General features: G+C 60.8%; 14 protein-coding genes and 2 pseudogenes. 12 read left to right on the forward strand and 4 right to left on the reverse strand.

The genetic code is table 11. From position 1 onward, the window contains the following. Positions 1-181: 181 nt before the first annotated feature. Positions 182-2,011 carry a sigma-54-dependent Fis family transcriptional regulator gene (locus BMY45_RS08610; protein ID WP_092396609.1) on the reverse strand — a complete coding sequence of 610 codons (1,830 nt, stop codon included), beginning with the start codon at positions 2,009-2,011 and terminating at the stop codon, positions 182-184. 277 nt (positions 2,012-2,288) lie between these two features. On the opposite strand from BMY45_RS08610, the gene BMY45_RS08615 reads away from it, so the two are divergent. The 10 genes and pseudogenes from BMY45_RS08615 to BMY45_RS08655 all read left to right on the forward strand — a co-directional run bounded on the left by BMY45_RS08615 (position 2,289) and on the right by BMY45_RS08655 (position 14,238). After that, positions 2,289-3,056 carry a coniferyl-alcohol dehydrogenase gene (locus BMY45_RS08615; protein ID WP_092396611.1) on the forward strand — a complete coding sequence of 256 codons (768 nt, stop codon included), beginning with the start codon at positions 2,289-2,291 and terminating at the stop codon, positions 3,054-3,056. Between the two features lie 80 nt (positions 3,057-3,136). Then, positions 3,137-4,783 (forward strand): DUF1302 domain-containing protein, encoded by a 1,647-nt coding sequence (locus BMY45_RS08620; RefSeq protein WP_092396613.1) that lies wholly within the window; start codon positions 3,137-3,139, stop codon positions 4,781-4,783. Between the two features lie 18 nt (positions 4,784-4,801). Beyond that, the gene (locus BMY45_RS08625) at positions 4,802-6,163 is read left to right on the forward strand and encodes a DUF1329 domain-containing protein (RefSeq protein WP_092396615.1); all 1,362 of its coding nucleotides are present in this window, start codon (positions 4,802-4,804) and stop codon (positions 6,161-6,163) included. Between the two features lie 71 nt (positions 6,164-6,234). Then, positions 6,235-7,329 carry a WD40/YVTN/BNR-like repeat-containing protein gene (locus BMY45_RS08630; RefSeq protein ID WP_371913921.1) on the forward strand — a complete coding sequence of 365 codons (1,095 nt, stop codon included), beginning with the start codon at positions 6,235-6,237 and terminating at the stop codon, positions 7,327-7,329. A 42-nt stretch (positions 7,330-7,371) separates the two neighbouring features. After that, the gene (locus BMY45_RS08635; protein ID WP_092396619.1) at positions 7,372-9,807 is read left to right on the forward strand and encodes an efflux RND transporter permease subunit; all 2,436 of its coding nucleotides are present in this window, start codon (positions 7,372-7,374) and stop codon (positions 9,805-9,807) included. Positions 9,808-10,049: 242 nt separating this feature from the next. Then, positions 10,050-10,478, forward strand: coding sequence for a DUF2231 domain-containing protein (locus tag BMY45_RS08640; protein WP_092396621.1), 429 nt, complete (start codon positions 10,050-10,052; stop codon positions 10,476-10,478). Further along, on the forward strand, positions 10,475-11,767 hold the full coding sequence (locus tag BMY45_RS08645) for a PQQ-dependent sugar dehydrogenase (RefSeq protein ID WP_092396623.1): 1,293 nt from the start codon (positions 10,475-10,477) through the stop codon (positions 11,765-11,767). The genes BMY45_RS08640 and BMY45_RS08645 overlap by 4 nt, the downstream gene beginning before the upstream one ends. 283 nt (positions 11,768-12,050) lie before the next feature. Beyond that, a pseudogene (locus tag BMY45_RS28625) lies at positions 12,051-12,728 on the forward strand (PAS domain-containing protein); the annotation flags it as partial. A 111-nt stretch (positions 12,729-12,839) separates the two neighbouring features. Continuing rightward, positions 12,840-13,316, forward strand: a pseudogene (locus BMY45_RS28630) (methyl-accepting chemotaxis protein); the annotation flags it as partial. Positions 13,317-13,458: 142 nt separating this feature from the next. Beyond that, positions 13,459-14,238 carry an EAL domain-containing protein gene (locus tag BMY45_RS08655; RefSeq protein WP_092396627.1) on the forward strand — a complete coding sequence of 260 codons (780 nt, stop codon included), beginning with the start codon at positions 13,459-13,461 and terminating at the stop codon, positions 14,236-14,238. Positions 14,239-14,309: 71 nt separating this feature from the next. Here BMY45_RS08655 and BMY45_RS08660 read toward each other — a convergent pair whose 3' ends face one another. After that, positions 14,310-15,512, reverse strand: a complete 1,203-nt coding sequence (locus BMY45_RS08660) for an MFS transporter (RefSeq protein WP_092396629.1) — start codon at positions 15,510-15,512, stop codon at positions 14,310-14,312. 144 nt (positions 15,513-15,656) lie between these two features. On the opposite strand from BMY45_RS08660, the gene BMY45_RS08665 reads away from it, so the two are divergent. Further along, entirely contained in the window at positions 15,657-16,601 is a 945-nt protein-coding gene (locus BMY45_RS08665; protein ID WP_092396631.1) for a LysR family transcriptional regulator, read from the forward strand. On the opposite strand, the gene BMY45_RS08670 is transcribed toward BMY45_RS08665, so the two are convergent. Both BMY45_RS08670 and BMY45_RS08675 read right to left on the reverse strand, forming a co-directional pair. Next, a complete protein-coding gene (locus BMY45_RS08670) occupies positions 16,598-16,993 on the reverse strand; it encodes a VOC family protein (protein ID WP_092396633.1) in 396 nt (131 codons plus the stop codon). The genes BMY45_RS08665 and BMY45_RS08670 overlap by 4 nt on opposite strands. A gap of 67 nt (positions 16,994-17,060) precedes the next feature. After that, positions 17,061-18,053, reverse strand: a complete 993-nt coding sequence (locus BMY45_RS08675; protein ID WP_092396635.1) for a DMT family transporter — start codon at positions 18,051-18,053, stop codon at positions 17,061-17,063. Between the two features lie 92 nt (positions 18,054-18,145). On the opposite strand from BMY45_RS08675, the gene BMY45_RS08680 reads away from it, so the two are divergent. Then, positions 18,146-19,054 carry a LysR substrate-binding domain-containing protein gene (locus BMY45_RS08680; protein WP_092396920.1) on the forward strand — a complete coding sequence of 303 codons (909 nt, stop codon included), beginning with the start codon at positions 18,146-18,148 and terminating at the stop codon, positions 19,052-19,054. The last annotated feature ends 65 nt before the right edge of the window (positions 19,055-19,119 follow it).

Consider the following 19,119-nt stretch of genomic DNA (forward strand, 5'->3'; position numbering starts at 1 on the left):
CCTGTGGGAGCAAAGCTTGCTCGCGATGACTGAGGCACATTCAACATTGATGCGAGCGGAACCACCGCTATCGCGAGCAAGCTTTGCTCCCCCAGAGGAGGTTTGGATGGCCGGGACATCGAAAGCAACATAAGCGTCCAAGACAGTTGCCCCCGCACTTTTTCCCGGATCGGCGATGCCGTTACTCGCTGGTCGAGCGTCGCGACAGGCGATAGGACAACTGAGCACGGGTCAGGCCCAGACGGCGGGCCGCTTCCGAGACATTGCCTTTCACTTCGCCCAGGCAGTGGTCAATGATGGTGTCCTCGATCTCTTGCAATGACAGCCGGCTTGGATCCTTGCCGCCAAACAGTTCCAGAATCGCACCACTGCCCGTACTGGCTGCGGCTGTCTTGGTAGGGCTGGCCGGCGGCGGGTCGTTGGGGCTGGCTGCCAGTTGGCCGCGGGTGCCGATGGAGAACATGGGCTGGGCCAGCCGTTCGCCGCTGGTAAACAGGTGCGCCAGGTCGATTGCGCCGCCGTCCGGGGCGCTGATCACGCCGCGCTCCACCAGGTTCTGTAACTCGCGGATATTGCCTGGGAAGTCATAGGCCAGCAGCGTATCGGCCGTGCGCGGCGTGAAACCGCTGATCTGGCGACCATGGCGCTGGGTGAAGCGATGCAGGAAGTGGGTCATCAGCAGCGGGATGTCTTCCTTGCGTTCGCGCAGCGGCGGCAGGTGGATCGGAAACACATTCAAGCGAAAGAACAAATCCTCCCGGAACTCGCCACGTTGCGCGGCGGCACGAAGGTCGACGTTGGTCGCGGCGACCACCCGCACATCGACCTTCAACGTGCGGCTGCCACCGACCCGCTCGACTTCGCCCTCCTGCAAGGCGCGTAGCAGCTTGCCCTGGGCCACCAGGCTGAGGGTGGCGATCTCGTCAAGGAACAGGGTGCCTCCGTCGGCGCGTTCGAAGCGCCCGGCGCGCGATTGAGTGGCACCGGTGTAGGCGCCGCGCTCGACGCCAAAGAGCTCCGATTCCATCAGGTTTTCCGGAATCGCAGCGCAGTTGATGGCGACGAAGGGCTCATCGTGGCGCGGGCTGATGCGATGCAGCATCCGGGCAAACATTTCCTTGCCGACCCCGGACTCGCCGGTGAACAGCACCGTCGCCTGGGTCGGCGCAACCCGGCGCAACATGTGGCAGGCGGCGTTGAAGGCTGAGGAAATCCCCACCATGTCGCTGTCTTGTGCGGGTGTCGGATCAACCAGCAAGCTCGTCGGCAGGGCGCCTTTATCATTGCGACTGTGGGCTGTCACGCTGCGCCCGCCGGTGCTGACGAACGGTTCGGCGTTCAGGTCGGCCAGGTCCGCTTCGGCGTCGTCCCATTCCTCCGCGGGTTTTCCAATCAGCCGGCAAATGCTGGAGCCGGTGGAACGGCATTCGACCTCGCGGTAGAGAATCAGCCGGCCGACCATTGCCGAGGTATACCCGGTGGCATAGCCGGTCTGCATCCAGCAGGCCGGTTCCGTGCCGATGCCGAAGTGGGCGATGTGCTCATCATCTTCGCTGGAATGGTGCCAGAGGAACTCGCCGTAATAGGTGCCCAGGTTCATGTCGAATTCGAAATGCACCGGCTCGACTTTCACCGCACCTTCGATCGCATGAATGATCGGGCCGGCGGCGAACAGCGCCAGGATGTCAGCCTCGGGGAAGCGCTCCTTGATCAGGGCGGCGTCCCGGGCGCCGCAATGGTAGCCCGTGCGCAACATGATGCCTCGCGCGCGGGCCAGGCCCATGCTTTCAATCAGCTCTCGGCGTAGCGCGCCGATGCCGCTGTTGTGGATCAGCAGCATGCGTGCGCCGTTCAACCAGATGCGCCCGTCGCCCGGGCTGAACATCAGGCATTCAGTCAGATCCTGCAGCGTCGGCGGTGCACCCGGTGGCAGCTGCTCGCTGGCACCGCGCACGGGTTTGCTTGGCGTTGCGCGAGAGAGTTCGGCCAGGGAAATCAGCTTGTCCGCCATCACCAATCCTTAATCGGAATAATCATAATCCGCATAGTGCAGCATGAAATTGCTGAAATCATCACTTTTTTTACCCGCCCAGTTCTCCACTCATGACCCTTGCTTGCCTGCGTTTGAGCTGGATGCCCCGGGCTTGAGCGGTTGCTTTGCGATTGCCCGGAGATGGCATATCGCTTGCTACAACTAGTTACCGAGATTAACTAATTCGGCAATAACAATATGGCTTGGCTGTCGCCGCGTTCGAGCAGGCAGCACAAGCAAGAATCGGGAAGCCCGTATGAAGTTGACCAACAAGAGGATAGTCGTGACCGGGGTTTCCTCGGGCATCGGCGCCGAAACCTCCCGGATCCTGCGTGCCCACGGGGCCACCGTCATTGGCATGGATCGCAACGAGCCCAACCTGAGCCTGGACGATTTCATCCAGGCTGATCTCAGCCACCCTGATGCCATTGATGCGGCTGTGCGCCGGTTGCCGCAGGCCCTCGACGGCTTGTGCAACATCGCTGGAGTCCCCGGGACCGCCGATCCGCAAGTGGTTGCCCAGGTCAATTACCTGGGGGTGCGCCATCTCTGTGGGGCGGTGCTACCGCGCATCGCTGCCGGAGGCAGCATCGTCAACGTTGCTTCGATTCTTGGCGCGCAGTGGCCGCAGCGCCTGGACCTGCACAAGGCGCTGGCCGCTACGGAAAGCTTTGCCCATGGCCAGGCCTGGCTGGCCGAACATCCGGTGCCTCAAGAGAGCTGCTACCAGTATTTCAAAGAGGCCTTGATCGTCTGGAACTACCAGCAGGCCCAACCCTGGTTCTTGCACACCTCGGTGCGCATGAACTGCGTGGCACCGGGCCCGGTGTTCACGCCCATCCTGGGTGATTTCGTCAGCATGCTCGGTCAAGAGCGCGTTGAGGCTGACGCTCATCGTATGAAGCGTCCGGCCTACGCCGATGAAGTGGCGGCTGCCATTGCCTTTCTGTGTGCCGACGAATCGCGCTGGATCAACGGCGTCAATCTGCCGGTCGATGGCGGCCTGGCATCCACCTACATCTGAACGAGGAGCCCTGCGCGAGTTACCGCCGGCCGGCCCGTTCACAACACATGCTTCCAACAACAAGAACAATGAGGAACAACATGCACAACTCTCGATGCTATCCAGGCTTCAAGCGTTCCGCCCTGGCACTCTCGGTTTGCCTGGCCGGCTGGGCCTCCCAACCCCAGGCCGCGCAAATTGACCTGGGCGACAGTGAATGGCGTTTGCGCTGGGACAACACCCTCAAGTACAGCCAGGCCTGGCGCCTGCAAGGTGCCGACGACAACCTGGTCAACGCGCCGACGGCAGGCGGCCTGTACCCCTCGATCCAGAGCCAGGGCGACAAGAATTTCAGCAGCGGCCTGGTCTCCAACCGCCTGGACCTGTTCAGTGAGATGGACCTGAGCCGGGAAAACTACGGCCTGCGCCTCAGCGCTGCGGCCTGGTACGACGATATCTACAACAAGAACACCGACAGCAGCGAGCAACGGCACTTCCTCGACGATACCCGCGAGCTGCACGGGCGTGATGCCGAGTTACTCGATGCCTTCGTATTCGTGCGAGGCGATGTCGGCGAATCGAGCCAGGGCACCCTGCGTCTGGGCCGGCATAGCCTGATCTACGGCGAAAGCCTGTTCTACGGGGGCAATGGCATCGCCAACGCCCAGGGTCCCAGCGATATCGTCAAACTGCTCAGCGTCCCCGGCACCCAATTCAAGGAAATCCTGCGGCCGGTCAATCAAGTGTCCGGGCAGTTGCAGATCAACCCGCAGTTGTCTGTGGGTGCCTACTATCAGTTCGAATGGGAGCGTTCTAACCTGCCGGGGGCGGGCAGCTACCTGAGTGACAACGATGGCATCGGCGAAGGTTCCGGCGACTGGACCCAGGTGTTTGGCAACACCACCGTGCATGCCTCCGACATCGAGGCCAGGAATTCCGGCCAAGGCGGCATGCAACTGCGCTACAAGCCCGAAGGCACCGAACTGGAGCTGGGCTTCTACGCCGCCAAGTATCACGACAAGGCGCCGAGCGCGCTCTATGCCTATCTGGATGGTGCAGCGGCTGCCGCCACCGGGCTGCCGATCCTGGGTTCCTATCGCCAGGTTTACGCCGAAGACATCAAAACCCTGGGCGCCAGCTTCTCCACGGCCTATGGCCCGTTCAATTTCGCCGGCGAGACCTCGGTGCGTTGGGATGCTCCGCTGGTGAGCAACCTGCAGGTGGTGACACCGGGAATGGCCGCGGACAACAGCGGCGATGCGCTCTACGCCAAGGGCAAGACGGCCCACGTCAACCTCTCGACCATCTACCTGCTGTCGCCCAACTCGCTTTGGGATGGCGGCTCGGTGCTCGCCGAACTGGCCTGGAACCGTACCCTCAGCGTCACCGACAACCGCGCGGCACTGGATTCCAACACCACCCGTGACGCGACGGCGCTGCGGGTGCTGGCCGAGCCGGCTTATTTCCAGGTCGCCGACGGTCTGGACCTGAGCGTGCCGGTGGGGTTTGGCGTCGTCCTCGATGGACGCTCCTCAGCCGTCAGCAAGGCCGGGTTCGGCAATACCCACGCCGGCGACTGGAGTGTCGGGCTCAAAGCCACGTACCTGCAGCGCTGGGACTTCGGCATCAATTACGTGAATTTCTTCGGCAAGAAGGCGGCGGGGCTGCGCGAGGACGGCAACTTCAGCTACGGCCAATCCCTGGCCGACCGTGACTTCGTCGCCATGTACGTGAAAACCACATTCTAATAAGAGGTTTCATTTTCTATGCAAAGCCTATTTTCCTTGCGTATTTCGGCCCTGGCCATTGCCTTGTTGAGTGCCGGCCTGGTGCAGGCGGCCGTTTCCCCTGAGCAGGCCGCACGGCTTGGCACCGAGCTCACGCCGCTCGGCGCCGAGCGCGCCGGCAACCAGGACGGCAGCATTCCTGAGTGGACAGGTGGCTATACCACGGCGCCGGCCGGCTACAAGAACGGCGACAAACGTGCCGATCCGTTCGCCGCCGACAAGCCGCTGTATTCGGTCAGCGCGGCCAACATGGCACAGTACGCCGACCAGTTGGCCGAGGGCACCAAGGCCTTGCTGCAGAAGTATCCCGGTTACCGCCTGGACGTCTATCCGACCCGGCGCAGTGCTGCCGCGCCGCAGTGGGTGTACGACAACACCCTGACAAACGCCACCCGCGCCACCCTCGATGTGCCCACTGAGAAAGTCAGCGGCGCCTATGGCGGGATTCCTTTCCCATTGCCGCAAAACGGTGCCGAGGTGTTGTGGAACCACCGCCTGTCCTGGCAGGGCGCCGACACCTTCTATTCGCCGTTCGACACTTGGCTGATGACGGCTGGCGGCAAGAAGATCCAGGCCACCCGCGCGCGTTTCTGGTACCAGAGCCCTTACTACTTCAAAGAGGGCAACCTCGACACCTTCGCGGGCAAATTTCTGATCGGCAAACTGGCTACGGAACTGCCGTCCTCCAAGGCCGGCGAGGGGCTGATGACCCACTGGGACATGGACCCCGGCAAACGCGCCGCCTGGCAGTACCTGGTCGGCCAGCGTCGGGTGCGCCGTGCACCGAACGTCGCATACGATACGCCGGACTTCGTCACCTCGGGTGTCGGTTTCTTCGACGAGGCCTTCATGATCTTCGGGCCCACCGACCGTCATGACCTCAAACTGATCGGCAAGAAAGAACTACTGGTGCCTTACAACAACAACCGCGCGGCGGCGGTGAGCAGCGACGAGTTGGTCAAGCCAGGTTTCCTCAACCCGGATCTGGTGCGCTGGGAGAAGCATCGGGTCTGGGTTGTGAGCGCCACGCTCAAGGACGGCAAGCGTCACGTGGTGCCCAAGCGTACCTACTACGTGGACGAGGACTCCTGGCAAGTGCTGCTGCTCGACGGCTATGACGCCCAAGGCAAGTTGGGACGGCATAACTACACGCTCACCCTGCTGGCGCCCGAAATGCCGGCGCTGACCTCTCAAATGATGTGGGGCAGTTACAACCTGGAAACCGGGGCCTACTTCCTGAACTCCTCGGCCAACGATCTGGGCGTGCAGTACCAGAGCTATCCGCGTCCGCCGGCGGCGTTTTTTACCCCTGATGCCATGGCCAGCGACAGCATGCGCTAAGCGATTGTGCAAGGCGCCGGGCCCCAGGCATCGGCGCGTTGTGCGATCAGCGTCTGGATAACTCTTATGCGATGGTCGGAGCGGACATGATCGGTAACTTTTTACTCATGCGGGCGCTACCGGTGGCTTTGCTGCTGGCTGCGTTATCAGTGTCAGGTTGGGCAACGGCCAGCCCGGGGATTGCGCTACTCAACCAAGCGGCCTTGCAGAGCGCCAAGGCACCCCGTGCGGTGCTGCTGGCGGTCACCCGGGCCGGCGACCGGCTGGTGGCGGTCGGTGAACGCGGCATCGTCCTGCTCTCTGACGACTCCGGCCAGAGCTGGCGTCAGGCGCGTGTGCCGGTCAGCGTCAGCCTGACGGCCGTGCAGTTCGTGGATGCCGAGCAGGGCTGGGCTGTCGGTCATATGGGCGTGATTCTGCGCAGCACCGACGGTGGCCAAACCTGGGTCAAGCAACTCGATGGTGTCGCAGCGGCGCATCTGGCGCTGGTTTCGGCGCAACAAGGTAACGACGCCAAGCGGCTCAAGGATGCCCAGTGGCTGGTCGCCGATGGCCCGGACAAACCCTTTCTCGACCTGTACTTCAGCGACCGCCGTAACGGTTACGTGGTCGGTGCCTATGGCCTGATCCTGCATACCACGGATGGGGGCGATAGCTGGCAGCCGTGGATGCAGCAGGTGGATAACCCCGAGGGCCTCAACCTGTACGGCGTTCGCCCTGCGGGCGGCGCGCTGTTCATCGTCGGCGAACGAGGTCTGCTGCTGCGCTCGGTTGACAACGGCGGCAGTTTCCAGGCGCTCGAGTCACCCTATGACGGCAGCTTCTTCGGTTTGCAGGGCAGTCCTGCCGGCGAGTTGGTGGCCTTCGGTTTGCGCGGCAATGCTTATTGGTCGGGCGACCAGGGGCTTACATGGCGGCGCGTTGAGACCGGTCTGGAGGTGGCGCTGTCGAGCGGCACCCAACTGCCTGATGGCGCGTTGATCCTGGCCAGCCAGGCCGGTGATTTGTTACTCAGCCCCGACCGGGGACGCAGCTTACGGCATCTTACAGGCCCGGCTGGCGCCTCGATCGCCGGCCTGGTCGCCGCCCCCGATGGCAGTTTGATCAGTGTCGGCTTCAGTGGCGTGGCCCGCCTCAAACACAACCTTTCCTCGGCCCAACGTTGAACAACTTGCCAGAGCCCTACGCGGCCGTATTCGGAGTCCGATGTGAACGACAATAATCCCTCCCTCGAACAGCAAGTGGTGATTGCCCGGCTGGAGGATTTCGATCCGCGCTCCGGCAATCTGGGCGAGCGGGCGATCTTCAATCACCGCCCCTGGGTGGTCCTGTTCTGCCTGCTGGTCACTCTGGTGCTGGGTTACCAGGCCAGCAAGATTGGCCTTAACGCCAGTTTTGAAAAGACCATTCCAACCTCTCACCCCTACGTGGCCAACTTCCTTGAGCGGCGCAGTGAACTGAGCGGTCTGGGCAATTCGATTCGCATCGCCGTACAGATCAAGGACGGCAGCATTTTCGACAAGGACTACCTCGACGTTCTCGCCCGGCTCAACGACGAGATCTATTTGCTGCCAGGCGTCGACAAGCCCTATATGAAATCGCTATGGACGCCCACCACGCGCTGGACCGCGGTGACAGAGGAGGGGCTGGATGGCGGCACGGTGATCCCGGACACCTATGACGGTTCTGCGGCCAGCCTGGAGCAGGTACGCACCAACGTGGCCCGCTCCGGCGAAATTGGCCAACTGGTGGCGGGCAACTTCCAGTCCAGTGTGATCTTCGTGCCGCTGCTGGAAATCAACCCGGTGACCGGCAAGGCACTGGACGCAGGCGAGCTCTCACGGCAGTTGGAAGCGTTGCGCGACAAATACCAGAACGAGCGCATCCAGATTCACATCACCGGCTTCACCAAGATCATCGGCGACCTGATTGCCGGATTGGCGCAGGTCATGCTGTTCTTCGTCATCGCCGTGCTGGTCACGGTGACGGTGCTCTATTGGTACACCCGTTGCGTGCGCAGTACCGCGCTGGTGGTGCTTTGCTCCTTGGTGGCGGTGCTCTGGCAGATCGGTCTGCTGGCGACCCTGGGTTATGACCTCGATCCTTACTCGGCGCTGGTGCCTTTCCTGGTGTTTGCCATTGGCATGAGCCACGGCGCGCAGAAGATGAACGGCATCATGCAGGACATCGGCCGTGGCACTCACCGGGTGGTGGCCGCGCGCTACACCTTCCGCCGTTTGTTCGCCGCCGGCATGACCGCGCTGCTCTGTGATGCGGTGGGTTTTGCCGTGCTGATGGTGATCAAGATCCAGGTGATCCAGGACCTGGCAATCACCGCCAGCATCGGGGTGGCGGTGCTAATCTTCACCAACCTGATCCTGCTGCCGATTCTGCTCAGTTACATCGGCGTAGGCGCCAAGGCAGCCGAGCGCAGCTTGCGGGCCGAAACGGCCGAGTTGAAAGCGAACGTCAAGCATCCGCTCTGGAGTTTCCTCGACCTCTTCACCCGCCGCTCCTGGGCTTACGGCGCCTGTCTGGTGGGCCTGGCGCTGGCGATCGGCGGTTTCGCCGTCAGCCTGCAGTTGAAAATCGGCGACCTGGACCCCGGTGCCCCGGAGCTGCGTCCCGATTCGCGCTACAACCGCGATGCGGCCTTCATGACGCAGAACTACGCGGCCAGTTCAGACATTTTCGTGGTCATGGTCAAAACCCCGGAAGACCAATGCACCCGCTATCCGACCCTCGCCGCGGTGGACGCCCTGGCCTGGCAACTGGAGCAGTTGCCGGGTGTGGAGTCGACCAACTCCATGGCCGCCCTGAGCAAGATCGCTGCCGCCGGGTATAACGAGGGTAACTTCAAGTGGTACGAATTGATCCCCAACGACGGGGCCCTTGGCGCGGTACAGACCCGTGCGCCGCGTGAGCTGTTCAACCAGGGGTGTTCATTGCTCTCGCTCTACGTCTACCTGGCCGACCACAAGGCTGACACCCTGGAACGGGTGGTGCAGACCAGCGAAGCCTTTATCGCCCAGCAGCGACTGCCGGACGTGAAGTTCATGCTCGCTGCGGGGAGCGCTGGAATCGAGGCGGCCACCAACATTGTGGTGAAGAAGGCCATGCGCGAGATGCTGTTCTGGGTCTACGGCGCGGTGATCCTGCTTTGCTGGGTGACCTTCCGTTCCTGGCGTGCGGTACTCGCCGCGGTGCTGCCACTGATGCTCACCTCGATTCTTTGCGAGGCGCTGATGGTTGGCCTGGGCATGGGCGTCAAGGTGGCCACACTGCCGGTGATCGCCCTCGGGGTAGGCATTGGTGTCGACTACGCCCTGTATGTGCTGAGCGTGATCCTGACCCACATGCGCGCTGGCGCCACGCTGTCCGAGGCCTATTACCGGGCGCTGCTGTTCACCGGCAAGGTGGTTTTGCTGACGGGCATCACCCTGGCAATCGCCGTGGCGACCTGGGCGTTCTCGCCAATCAAGTTCCAGGCCGACATGGGCATCCTGCTGGCCTTCATGTTCTTGGTGAACATGCTCGGCGCGCTGATCCTGTTGCCGGCATTGGCGTACTTCCTGTTGCCGCAACGCTTGTTCGCAAAAAAGCCTGAGGTGGCCGGCGCGTTGCAGCCGGTCGGGGAGGGCTGACGGCGCGAGCAACACCGGTTCTTGCCAGGTAAGCCGGCGCGGCTTGCCTGGCATGAACCCCTCAACAAAGCCGCTGAGTTCGCCAGCGTTACGGCTTGGCTTCAGGCGTAAGGATAAGAAAAATCGGGAACTAACGCTTTCGCCTCACGATCCCTTTCCCTGTGCGTAGTCAATACGACCCGGATCGGCCGATTCATCCGTCATGAGTATCCATCCAGGTCGTTGAACCATAAGGAGGCCCCATGACCGTTACCGCTCACCCCCTCTACGCAAGCACTCCCGGCCCGCTTCACGCGATCTTGCTGGCCGGCACCGTTCCCCTGTTTCTAGGGGCATTGCTGAGTGACATTGCCTACTACAAGACCTATCAGATCCAGTGGAGCAACTTTGCCTCCTGGCTGATTGCCGGCGGGTTGGTTTTCGGTGGGCTGGCGCTGTTGTTCGCCCTCGTCAATCTGCTCCGGGCGGACCGCAAGGCGGGGCGCGTCGTGATGTACCCGGTGCTACTGCTGGTCACCTGGGTGTTGGGGCTGGTCAACGCCTTCGAGCATGCCAAGGACGCCTGGGCCGTCATGCCCATGGGGTTGGTGCTGTCTGTCATCGTGACCCTGCTGGCCTGTGTGACGGCGTGGACAGGACTCACCCACTCGCGCTCGGGAGGTGGGCAATGAAACATTCGATTGCACTGACTGCCTTGAGCATGGCGTTGTTACTCAGCGGATGTGGTGGTGAAGGGGACGCCGTTCAGGCACGTGGCCCGGACCCCAAACTGCCAGAGCCCCAACGCGGGCTGTTGCCCAGCATGAAAATTGCCGAGCCGGTCCCGTGGGGTGAGCAGAAGCCGACGGTACCCCAGGGATACAGCGTCACGGCCATCGCGACCGATCTGAAGATTCCGCGCCAGACCCTCGTGCTGCCCAATGGCGACATTCTTGTGGCCGAAGGCCGTGGCGGCAATGCGGCGAAACTCAAGCCCAAGGACGTGATCGCCAGTGTCATCAAGGCGCAGGGCAACACCCAGGTCAAAGGCGGCAATCGCCTGACATTGCTGCGTGATGCCGATGGCGACGGGACCTACGAACTGAAGACGGTATTTGCCGAAAATCTCAACGCGCCGTATGGCCTGGCTTTTGCCGACGGCAAGTTATACGTGGCCAATCAGGATGCGTTGGTCCGCTTCGATTATCAGCAAGGCCAGACCAAGGCCGACGGCCCGCCAACCAAGGTCACCGACTTACCGTCCGAGATCAACCACCACTGGACCAAGGCCCTGACCGTCAGTCCCGACGGTCGCTTCCTGTACGTCGGCATCGGTTCCAACAGCAACGTCACTGAACGTGGCATGGAGGTCGAAACCGACCGCGCCATGGTGTGGCAGATCGACGCCACGACGGGGGCTCACAAGCCTTACGCAACCGGTCTGCGTAACCCGACGGCGTTGACGATCCAGCCCGAGTCCGGCCAGTTGTGGGCGGTGGTGAACGAGCGTGATGAGCTGGGTCCCGATTTGGTTCCCGATTACCTCACCTCGGTGCGCGAGGGTGCATTTTACGGTTGGCCTTACAGCTATTGGGGGCAGAACGTTGATTCGCGCGCCCAGCCGCAGAATCCGGACAAAGTGGCTGCCGCGGTCAAACCCGATTACAGCCTGGGGGCGCACGTGGCCGCGCTGGGTGTCGATTTTTCCCTGCCGGCGATGGGTGAGCAGTACGCCGAGGGCGTATTTGTTGGCGAGCATGGGAGTTGGAACCGCGACAATCCGGTGGGCTACAAAGTCATCTTCGTCCCGTTCAGCCAGGGGCGTCCCGCGGGTGAGCCGGTTGACTTCGCCACCGGCTTTCGGGGTTCCGACGGGAAAACACGGGGGCGGCCTGTCGGGGTCACTGTCGATCCGCGCGGCGCCCTGATCATTGCCGACGACCTGGCAAACACGGTGTGGAGGGTGACGCGCAATCAATGAGTCCTGACTCCGGGGCGCGCCGGCGCCCCGAGCCAGTGCGGTATGGCGTTTGCCGTCTAAGTTCACGAACAGCGCGTATCGTGCCGTTGGTCTGGCGTCAAGACATAATTATTCAAGGCCCATTCAGCCTTCACTTGCCTCGCCGATACATGAATAAGGTCCGATTGATTTCCGCGGTCTGCGAGGGTATCTCATGTTTAATTCAATGCTCAAAAGTGAATTGACGGCCAGGACAGCTGAACTGACAACCTACAAAGGATTGATTGGCGCTCTGGAGCGGTCGATGGCCGTTGTCGAGTTCAGCCCTGATGGCAAGGTTCTGCGTGCCAACGAGAACTTCTTGAGCACGATGGGGTACCGGGCGGATCAGTTGGCAAGTCTGTCTCATCGGGATTTTTGCACGCCGCAACTGGTTAGCAGCGCCGAGTATCGGCAATTCTGGGAGCGGCTGCGGGCCGGTCAATTCGTGTCCGGCACTTTTCAGCGACTCAATGGCCGGGGCGGGAACGTCTGGCTGGAGGCCAGCTACAACCCTGTAACCGATGAGCAGGGGCGCGTGGTAAAAGTGGTCAAGTATGCACTCGACGTCACAGCGCGGGTGGCAAATGAGGCGCAAACCCAAGGCAAGCTGGCAGCCCTTGATCGTGCTATGGCGGTGATCGAATTCGATCTGAACGGCAACATCCTGACCGCTAACGACAACTTCCTCGGCGTCATGAATTACTCACTGGCAGAGCTCAAAGGCAAGCACCACCGACTGTTTTGCGAGCCGGAGCTGGTGAGCAGCTCCGAATACAGCGATTTCTGGCGTCGCCTCAATAGCGGCGAGTTTTTCAATGGTCAATTCAAGCGTCTGGGCAAGCACGGCAAGGTCGTTTGGCTGGAGGCTAGCTACAACCCGGTCTACGATGCCGAAGGCAAGCTGAGCAAGATCATCAAGTTCGCCAGTGACATCAGCGAACGGGTCGAGAAATTTGAAGAGGACTCGCGCGGCGCCTCCCGTGCCTACCACATCTCTTCCGAGACCGAAAAAGTCGCTGAACAGGGTTCGCAAGTGATTCAGCAAACGGCCAAGGAAATGCGCCAGATCGCTGACAACATCGGGGCCTCCGCACGCTTGGTCGGGCAGTTGGGCGCTCGTTCAGAAGAGATCACGGCGATCGTCAATACCATTCGCGGCATCGCCGACCAGACCAACCTGCTTGCCCTTAACGCGGCCATCGAAGCGGCGCGGGCCGGCGATCAAGGGAGAGGGTTTGCGGTTGTCGCTGATGAAGTCCGGCAACTGGCCGGGCGCACCAGTCGTTCGACGGCCGAGATTGCCGAGATGATTGGCTTGATTCTGTCTGAAACCCGTGACGCCGTCGCCAGCATGACGGTGACCCAGGAGGGCGCCCTGCGTGGCGTAACCCTGGCTGACCAGGCGGGATCGGTTATCTTGCAGATCAGAACCGGAACCAGTGACGCACTCGAAGCGGTGAGCATGTTTGCTTCCAAGCTCGATGAGTCCGAGGTCATCCCCAAAACGGCGGTTGGCTGGGTAGGTTGAGGCGCACGAGCGCCCTCGACTAACGGGGCGTTTGTGACATGATCAGGTCCTTCAGAAAGCTTGGCTTGTGCCGATTCAGGCGGTGTCGACTACAGTTCTTTGCAAGTGCAGGGGACGCCCGTTAAGCAACGGAATACTGATCATGACCCAAGATTCCTCCGAACCAGCCTTCAAATCCCTTGGTTGCGCCGACTGCCGCAACCATGAGGCACTGGGGTTCGACTTCACAATGGCCTTCCAACCTATCTTCAATGTTCGCACGCGCACCGCGTTCGCTTATGAGGCGCTGGTGCGGGGTGTCAATGGTGAATCGGCAGGCTACATTCTTGGGCTGGTCAATGACGGTAACCGCTACCGATTCGACCAGGCGTGTCGCGTGAAGGCGATCGAGGAGGCCGCCAGGCTGGGCATTCTGGAGATTGCCGACTGTTTGCTCAGCATCAATTTCCTGCCCAACGCCGTGTACCGGCCCGAGACCTGTATACGGGCAACCCTGGAAGCGGCGCGTCTTACGAACTTCCCGCCTAACAGACTCATGTTCGAAGTGACGGAAGGCGAGAAGGTGGTAGATCCTGACCACCTCAAGTCAATCTTCGTGGAGTACGAACGCCAGGGTTTCACTACGGCAATTGACGATTTTGGTTCCGGCTACTCGGGGCTCAATCTGCTGGCCATGTTTCAGCCGCACGTGCTGAAGATTGATATGGCGTTGACCCGCACCATTGATCAAGACCCGGTCAAACAAGCGATTGTCGAGGGCATCGTCCTGGTCGCCAAGCGCTTGGACATTACCGTCATAGCCGAGGGTATTGAGACGCGGGGGGAAAGCGCCGCGCTGCTGGACCTGGGGATCGACCTGATGCAGGGCTACCTGTTTGCCAGACCTGAGGTCGGTCGCCTGCCGCCCGGCAGTTTTGACTGAAGCGTTCGGGCGTCCACGGGCTGTTCCGAAAAGCGCTTTCTGTTCGCTGGGTGGCGGATGGCGGACACCTTTCACAAGTTTCGTCGTGCCTGGTTGAGCAGCCGGGAAGCCCCCAATATATAGAACGCCCCACCCGCGATAATAAAGAGCCCGAGCATGTAGAAAATACTGTGGGGCGGTTGCGTGGCCAATACCACACCGCAGAGCAGCGGCCCGGCCGCGGCTCCCAAATTGCTGAGGTTCTGCGCGGCGTAGTACATGCCGCGTAAATGGTTGGGCGCGATGTTGTCGATGAACATGTATTCCGCCGGGAAAACGATAATCTCCCCGACAGTGAATACAGCCATGGACATCACCCAGAACAGCACCGAGTTGGACAGGGCGAAACCGGCCAGGCCCATGAGGAACATTCCCAGTCCGGCCATCAGCCAAAGATTCAGATGTCGATGGGATATTTTCTTGCCGATGGAATATTGCAAGCTGATCACCATCAGCGCATTTGTCGTGACGATAGCGCTGATGATTCGGTAGGTGTTCTCAGGCGTGGTTGTCACCACCAGATACTGCGACAGATAGGCGGTGAACTGGCCGAAGACCACGGCGCTGAGCAGGCCGCCAAGAGTGAAACACACCAGCCGGTAGTCGTGGAGCAGAACCTTGCCCACCGCCAGAAAAGGCACAGGCGTCTGACCTGCGTCGACGGGGGCGGCATGTCTGTCGCCCCAAACGAAGTAAATGAGAAAGAAGCCAGCACCGAGCCCGGCAGACAATAGAAATGGCAAGCTGATCCCTAGCTTGGCTATCCCCGCCCCGAGAAACGGTCCGACGGCATAGCCGATGTTGGTCAATGTGTATTTGATCGAGAACACCTCGCTGCGTTCGGCGGCGGGGAGCAAGCTGCCAAATCCCGCCTTGACCGCTATATCGATGACGGCATAGGCCAGATTGATCAGCACCAGGCAGATGAAAAAAAGCCAGAGTTCGCGCGTCACAACTGCCCCGAGGAACCCTAGGCTGAACAAGCCAGTGAATCCCAGAATGAGTCGGTAGCTGGAGAGCCTGTCCACCAGGAAACCGCCATAGAGGCTCAATAGCGATCCAATGATCAGTGTGCTGCCGATGACCACTCCGATATCTGCCACTCCCATGGCGAAGTTTTCGGACAGATAGATGACCAGATAGGGCAGCGTGATCGCTCGGGCCAGCGTCAGTATTGAGGACGCGCAAAGCAGCAGGTTGACGGTGGTGGGGTAGTTTCTAAGGGTGGCGAGCATCCTTGCCTCATTGTTCAATCGATCATTGCCAGAGGGCGCAGCGTGGCGCAATACGCTCGCGACAAGTTTACTGAGGAATCCAGTTCTGATTTATGATGGTTTTTCCATTGTCAGTTGAATTCAGTTCATCAATATAAGGCGCCTATGTTTTCCTCCGAGCGATTGAAGGGGATCGATGTATTTGTCTGCGTCGCCGAGTCTGGCAGTTTCAAGGACGCCGCAGAGCGGATGAGCCTCACGGGCTCGGCCATCAGCAAAAGCGTCGCCCGTCTGGAGAGCCGTCTTGGGGCTCGATTGTTTGATCGAACCACTCGGCGGGTATCGCTGACGGACGCCGGGACTGCGTTTTATCGCACCTGCACGGGGGTGCTTGCAGACCTGGAAGAGGCTGAGCTGTCGCTGCGTGCTGAAGACGCCGAGCCACAGGGCAGGGTTCGACTTGACCTTCCAGCCGCCTTTGGTCGCTCGCAAGTGCTGCCCATCATCTTGCGGTGTATCCAGGACTATCCGCGGTTGGTGCCGCACATCTCGTTCACGGATCGTTTCATCGACCCCCTCCAGGAAGGCGTGGATATCGTCGTCACTATTGGTGGTTCACAGGTTTGGCCTGACACGCTGGGCCATCGTTATCTGGGCCGTGAATGGCATGTCTTCTGTGCTTCACCCGTGTACTTGGCCAAGCATGGCGTCCCCATGACCGATCGCGATCTGGAACATCACCAGTGCATCGCTTATGGCTGGCCGGACGGCAAGCTCAGTCCGTGGAATTTTGCCGGTGAGCGTCCCGGCGAGACGATAAAAAAACAGGTGTCGCCAGCGCTGGTCGTGGGGGACGGCGAAGGGCTGGTTGCTGCGGTATCGGCCGGATGCGGGATTGCACAGTTACCTTCATGGTTGATCCAGCGCCAGCTTGAGGAGGGCACGTTGATTGAGGTGCTTGCCCATCTGGCAACCGACGGAATGTTGATCAACCTGCTTTGGCAGAAAAGCCGTGAGCAGCTTCCCAAGGTCAGTGCCTTGTTAGACGTACTCGCGGCCAATTTGTCTCAGGCGGCAGACGGCAAACCCCGCAACGCCGTGGACGCCTAACCCAGAGGATCATGGCAGCAGACACACAGCTTGTTGCCATCGAGGTCTCGAAAGTAGGCGCCGTAATAGTCGGGATGGTAATGGGGCCTCAAGCCAGGCGCTCCCTCACATGTTCCCCCCAGGGCCAGTGCGGTTGCGTGGCTGGCTCTAACCATATCCCGGCTGGGAGCAAGCAGCGCCACCATCTGACCGTTGCCGGGCGCGCTCGGGTTGCCGTCAAATGGTTTCCCAATCACGAAGATCGGCCGAGGCGAGCCCTCGCAAACCCAGCCGGCCCAGCCTTTAGTGGCATCGCAGAATTTCAACGTCAGGCCCAGCTCGGCCATTATCTTGGAGTGGAAGGCGAACGCGCGGTCGAAATCGCCTATGCCTAGAAAAACGTGAGAGATCATGCTGGCTATCCTTGCGGTCAGTGGACCCAATGAGTCTGGCAAGAAACGATAGTCAGTGAAAGATGCATCATCCGCTACGCTTGGCGATGTTCTCATTGTGCCGGGCGCGGGCGTTCGATTCGCTGGTTGTCAGGATGATACGAACGGCCACAACCACGCCGACAAGAACACCGGCAAGCCCTGAGGTTTCCCAAAGTGTCGGCAGTCGCTGATGAAACACCAGGCCCAGTACCGTCGCGAAGAGTGACTCCAGGGATATCAGTTGCCCGCTAAGGACCATGGGCAGGCGACGGGACGCGGCATTCCACGCCCAGGCGCCGACGACAGACGACATCAGCGCGATAAAGAACCCCCAGGCATACACATGCCCAGCCAGGGAAAGGCTGAAGCCCAGACTTGGCAGTTTCAGTAGATCAAGCGCCAGTACGGCAGGTAAGGCGATCAAGCAGCCCAGCCCGGCGCCTGCCATCATCAGGCCGGTCCATGCCCCTGATACGTTGACGGCAAGTTTCTCCAGGCCCCTTTGATTCAAGGCGGCGAATACGAGCCACAGGACAACAGCGCTGATTGAAAAGAACAGCCCCTTCAGCCAGGCGCCGTCGCCGGTCGGGGGGTGATTGACGCTGCCGACGTTCAACAGCAACAGCCCGCCTGTCATCAACGCCAGTGGTATCGCGAGTTTGCGCCATTCGATGGTTCTGCTCGTAGCGTTGCCGAGTACGGCCTGTAGAAGCGGCACCATGCCAATAAGCGCTGGGGTCAGTACCGGCCCTGCATAAATCACCCCGGCGGCAATGCAGGTGCTGTATCCGAGGTATCCGATAACGCCCAGGCTTGCGCCGAGAAGCTGCTGTTCGCGGCTCAGGAATCGGAGCCGGGCGCGATAGAACACCATGACCCCTGCACCCAGCGTCCCGGCGATCAGAAACCGAACGATCATCAAGTCGTAGATCGAATAGGCCCCCGTGACGTAGGGCGCAATGAAATTCAAGGCCCAACTCAGCGTGGCGACGACGGCGAGGGCCACGCCTGCGGTGGTGTTTGAGTCACTCCTGGGCATCAGGCCTCTCCGCGGGACATTCAGCTCATGTTGCACAGCGTCAGCGCTATGCTACAAACGAGTTCTCGGCCACGGATGCATTACCGGTGATTATGAATACGCTTGGAAAGTCTTTACCGCCGCTTGCCAGTTTGTTGCCCTTTGAAGCGGCGGCCCGGCTGGAGAGTTTTTCCAAGGCCGCCGAGGAGCTGCACATTACCCAGGCGGCGGTCAGTCGGCAGATACGGGGGCTTGAAGAAAATCTGGGGCTCAAGCTCTTTAGCCGGCGCAACCGCGCTGTGTTTCTCACCCAGGAAGGACGCGAGCTAGGGCGTGTGGTGAGCAGCGCCTTGCGCAGTATCAGCGATGTCGCCGAGACCCTTCGCCAGGCGTCCGGCAAGCACCGTGTCGTTCTGCTGTGCCAATTGTGCGAAGCGTTCTACTGGCTGATGCCGCGCCTTTCGTCATTCCACCAGCAATACCCCGAGATCGAAATCCAGGTGGTCACGTCTACCGGGCCGCTGACTGAATTCAATGAGCATTTTGACGTGGCCTTGCAAAGCACGGGGCGCCCCAGTGGTGCGCATGTTCTGGTGTTTACCGCGACCGATGAAGTGTTTCCGGTGTGCAGTCCTGGTTACCTCAATGCCCAGGAGCCACTACCGGTCGCGGACCTTCTGCATCACACACTTTTGCATCACCGCGCCACACCACCCCACTGGCTGCAGTGGGAGGGTTGGCTACAGGCGTTTGGGCAGGCAGCGAATGTCAATTCTCAAGGCGCTGTGTTTGACAGCTACCCCTTGATGCTTCAGGCGGCGGTCGAGGGCCATGGAATTGCACTGGGGTGGCGCCGGACCGCCGCGAGGTTGATTGAAAGTGGGGCCTTGGTAAGGCCTTGCGCACAAAGTATTCCCTTGCCCGATGCGATATCCGTTTTCAGAAGTTCGTACGCAGGAGATCGCGCTGAAGTCAGCGCATTGATTGCGTGGCTGGAGGGGGCGTTGGAGAGTGAAGGCTGACATCTATCACCGCGTCGGGTAGCGACTGACTTGGCGGCTGTTTGCGCTCCGGGCCCGAATAGGGT

Origin of the sequence: Pseudomonas sp. NFACC39-1, assembly GCF_900110355.1 — a bacterium.
Classification (GTDB): Bacteria; Pseudomonadota; Gammaproteobacteria; order Pseudomonadales; family Pseudomonadaceae; genus Aquipseudomonas; species Aquipseudomonas tehranensis.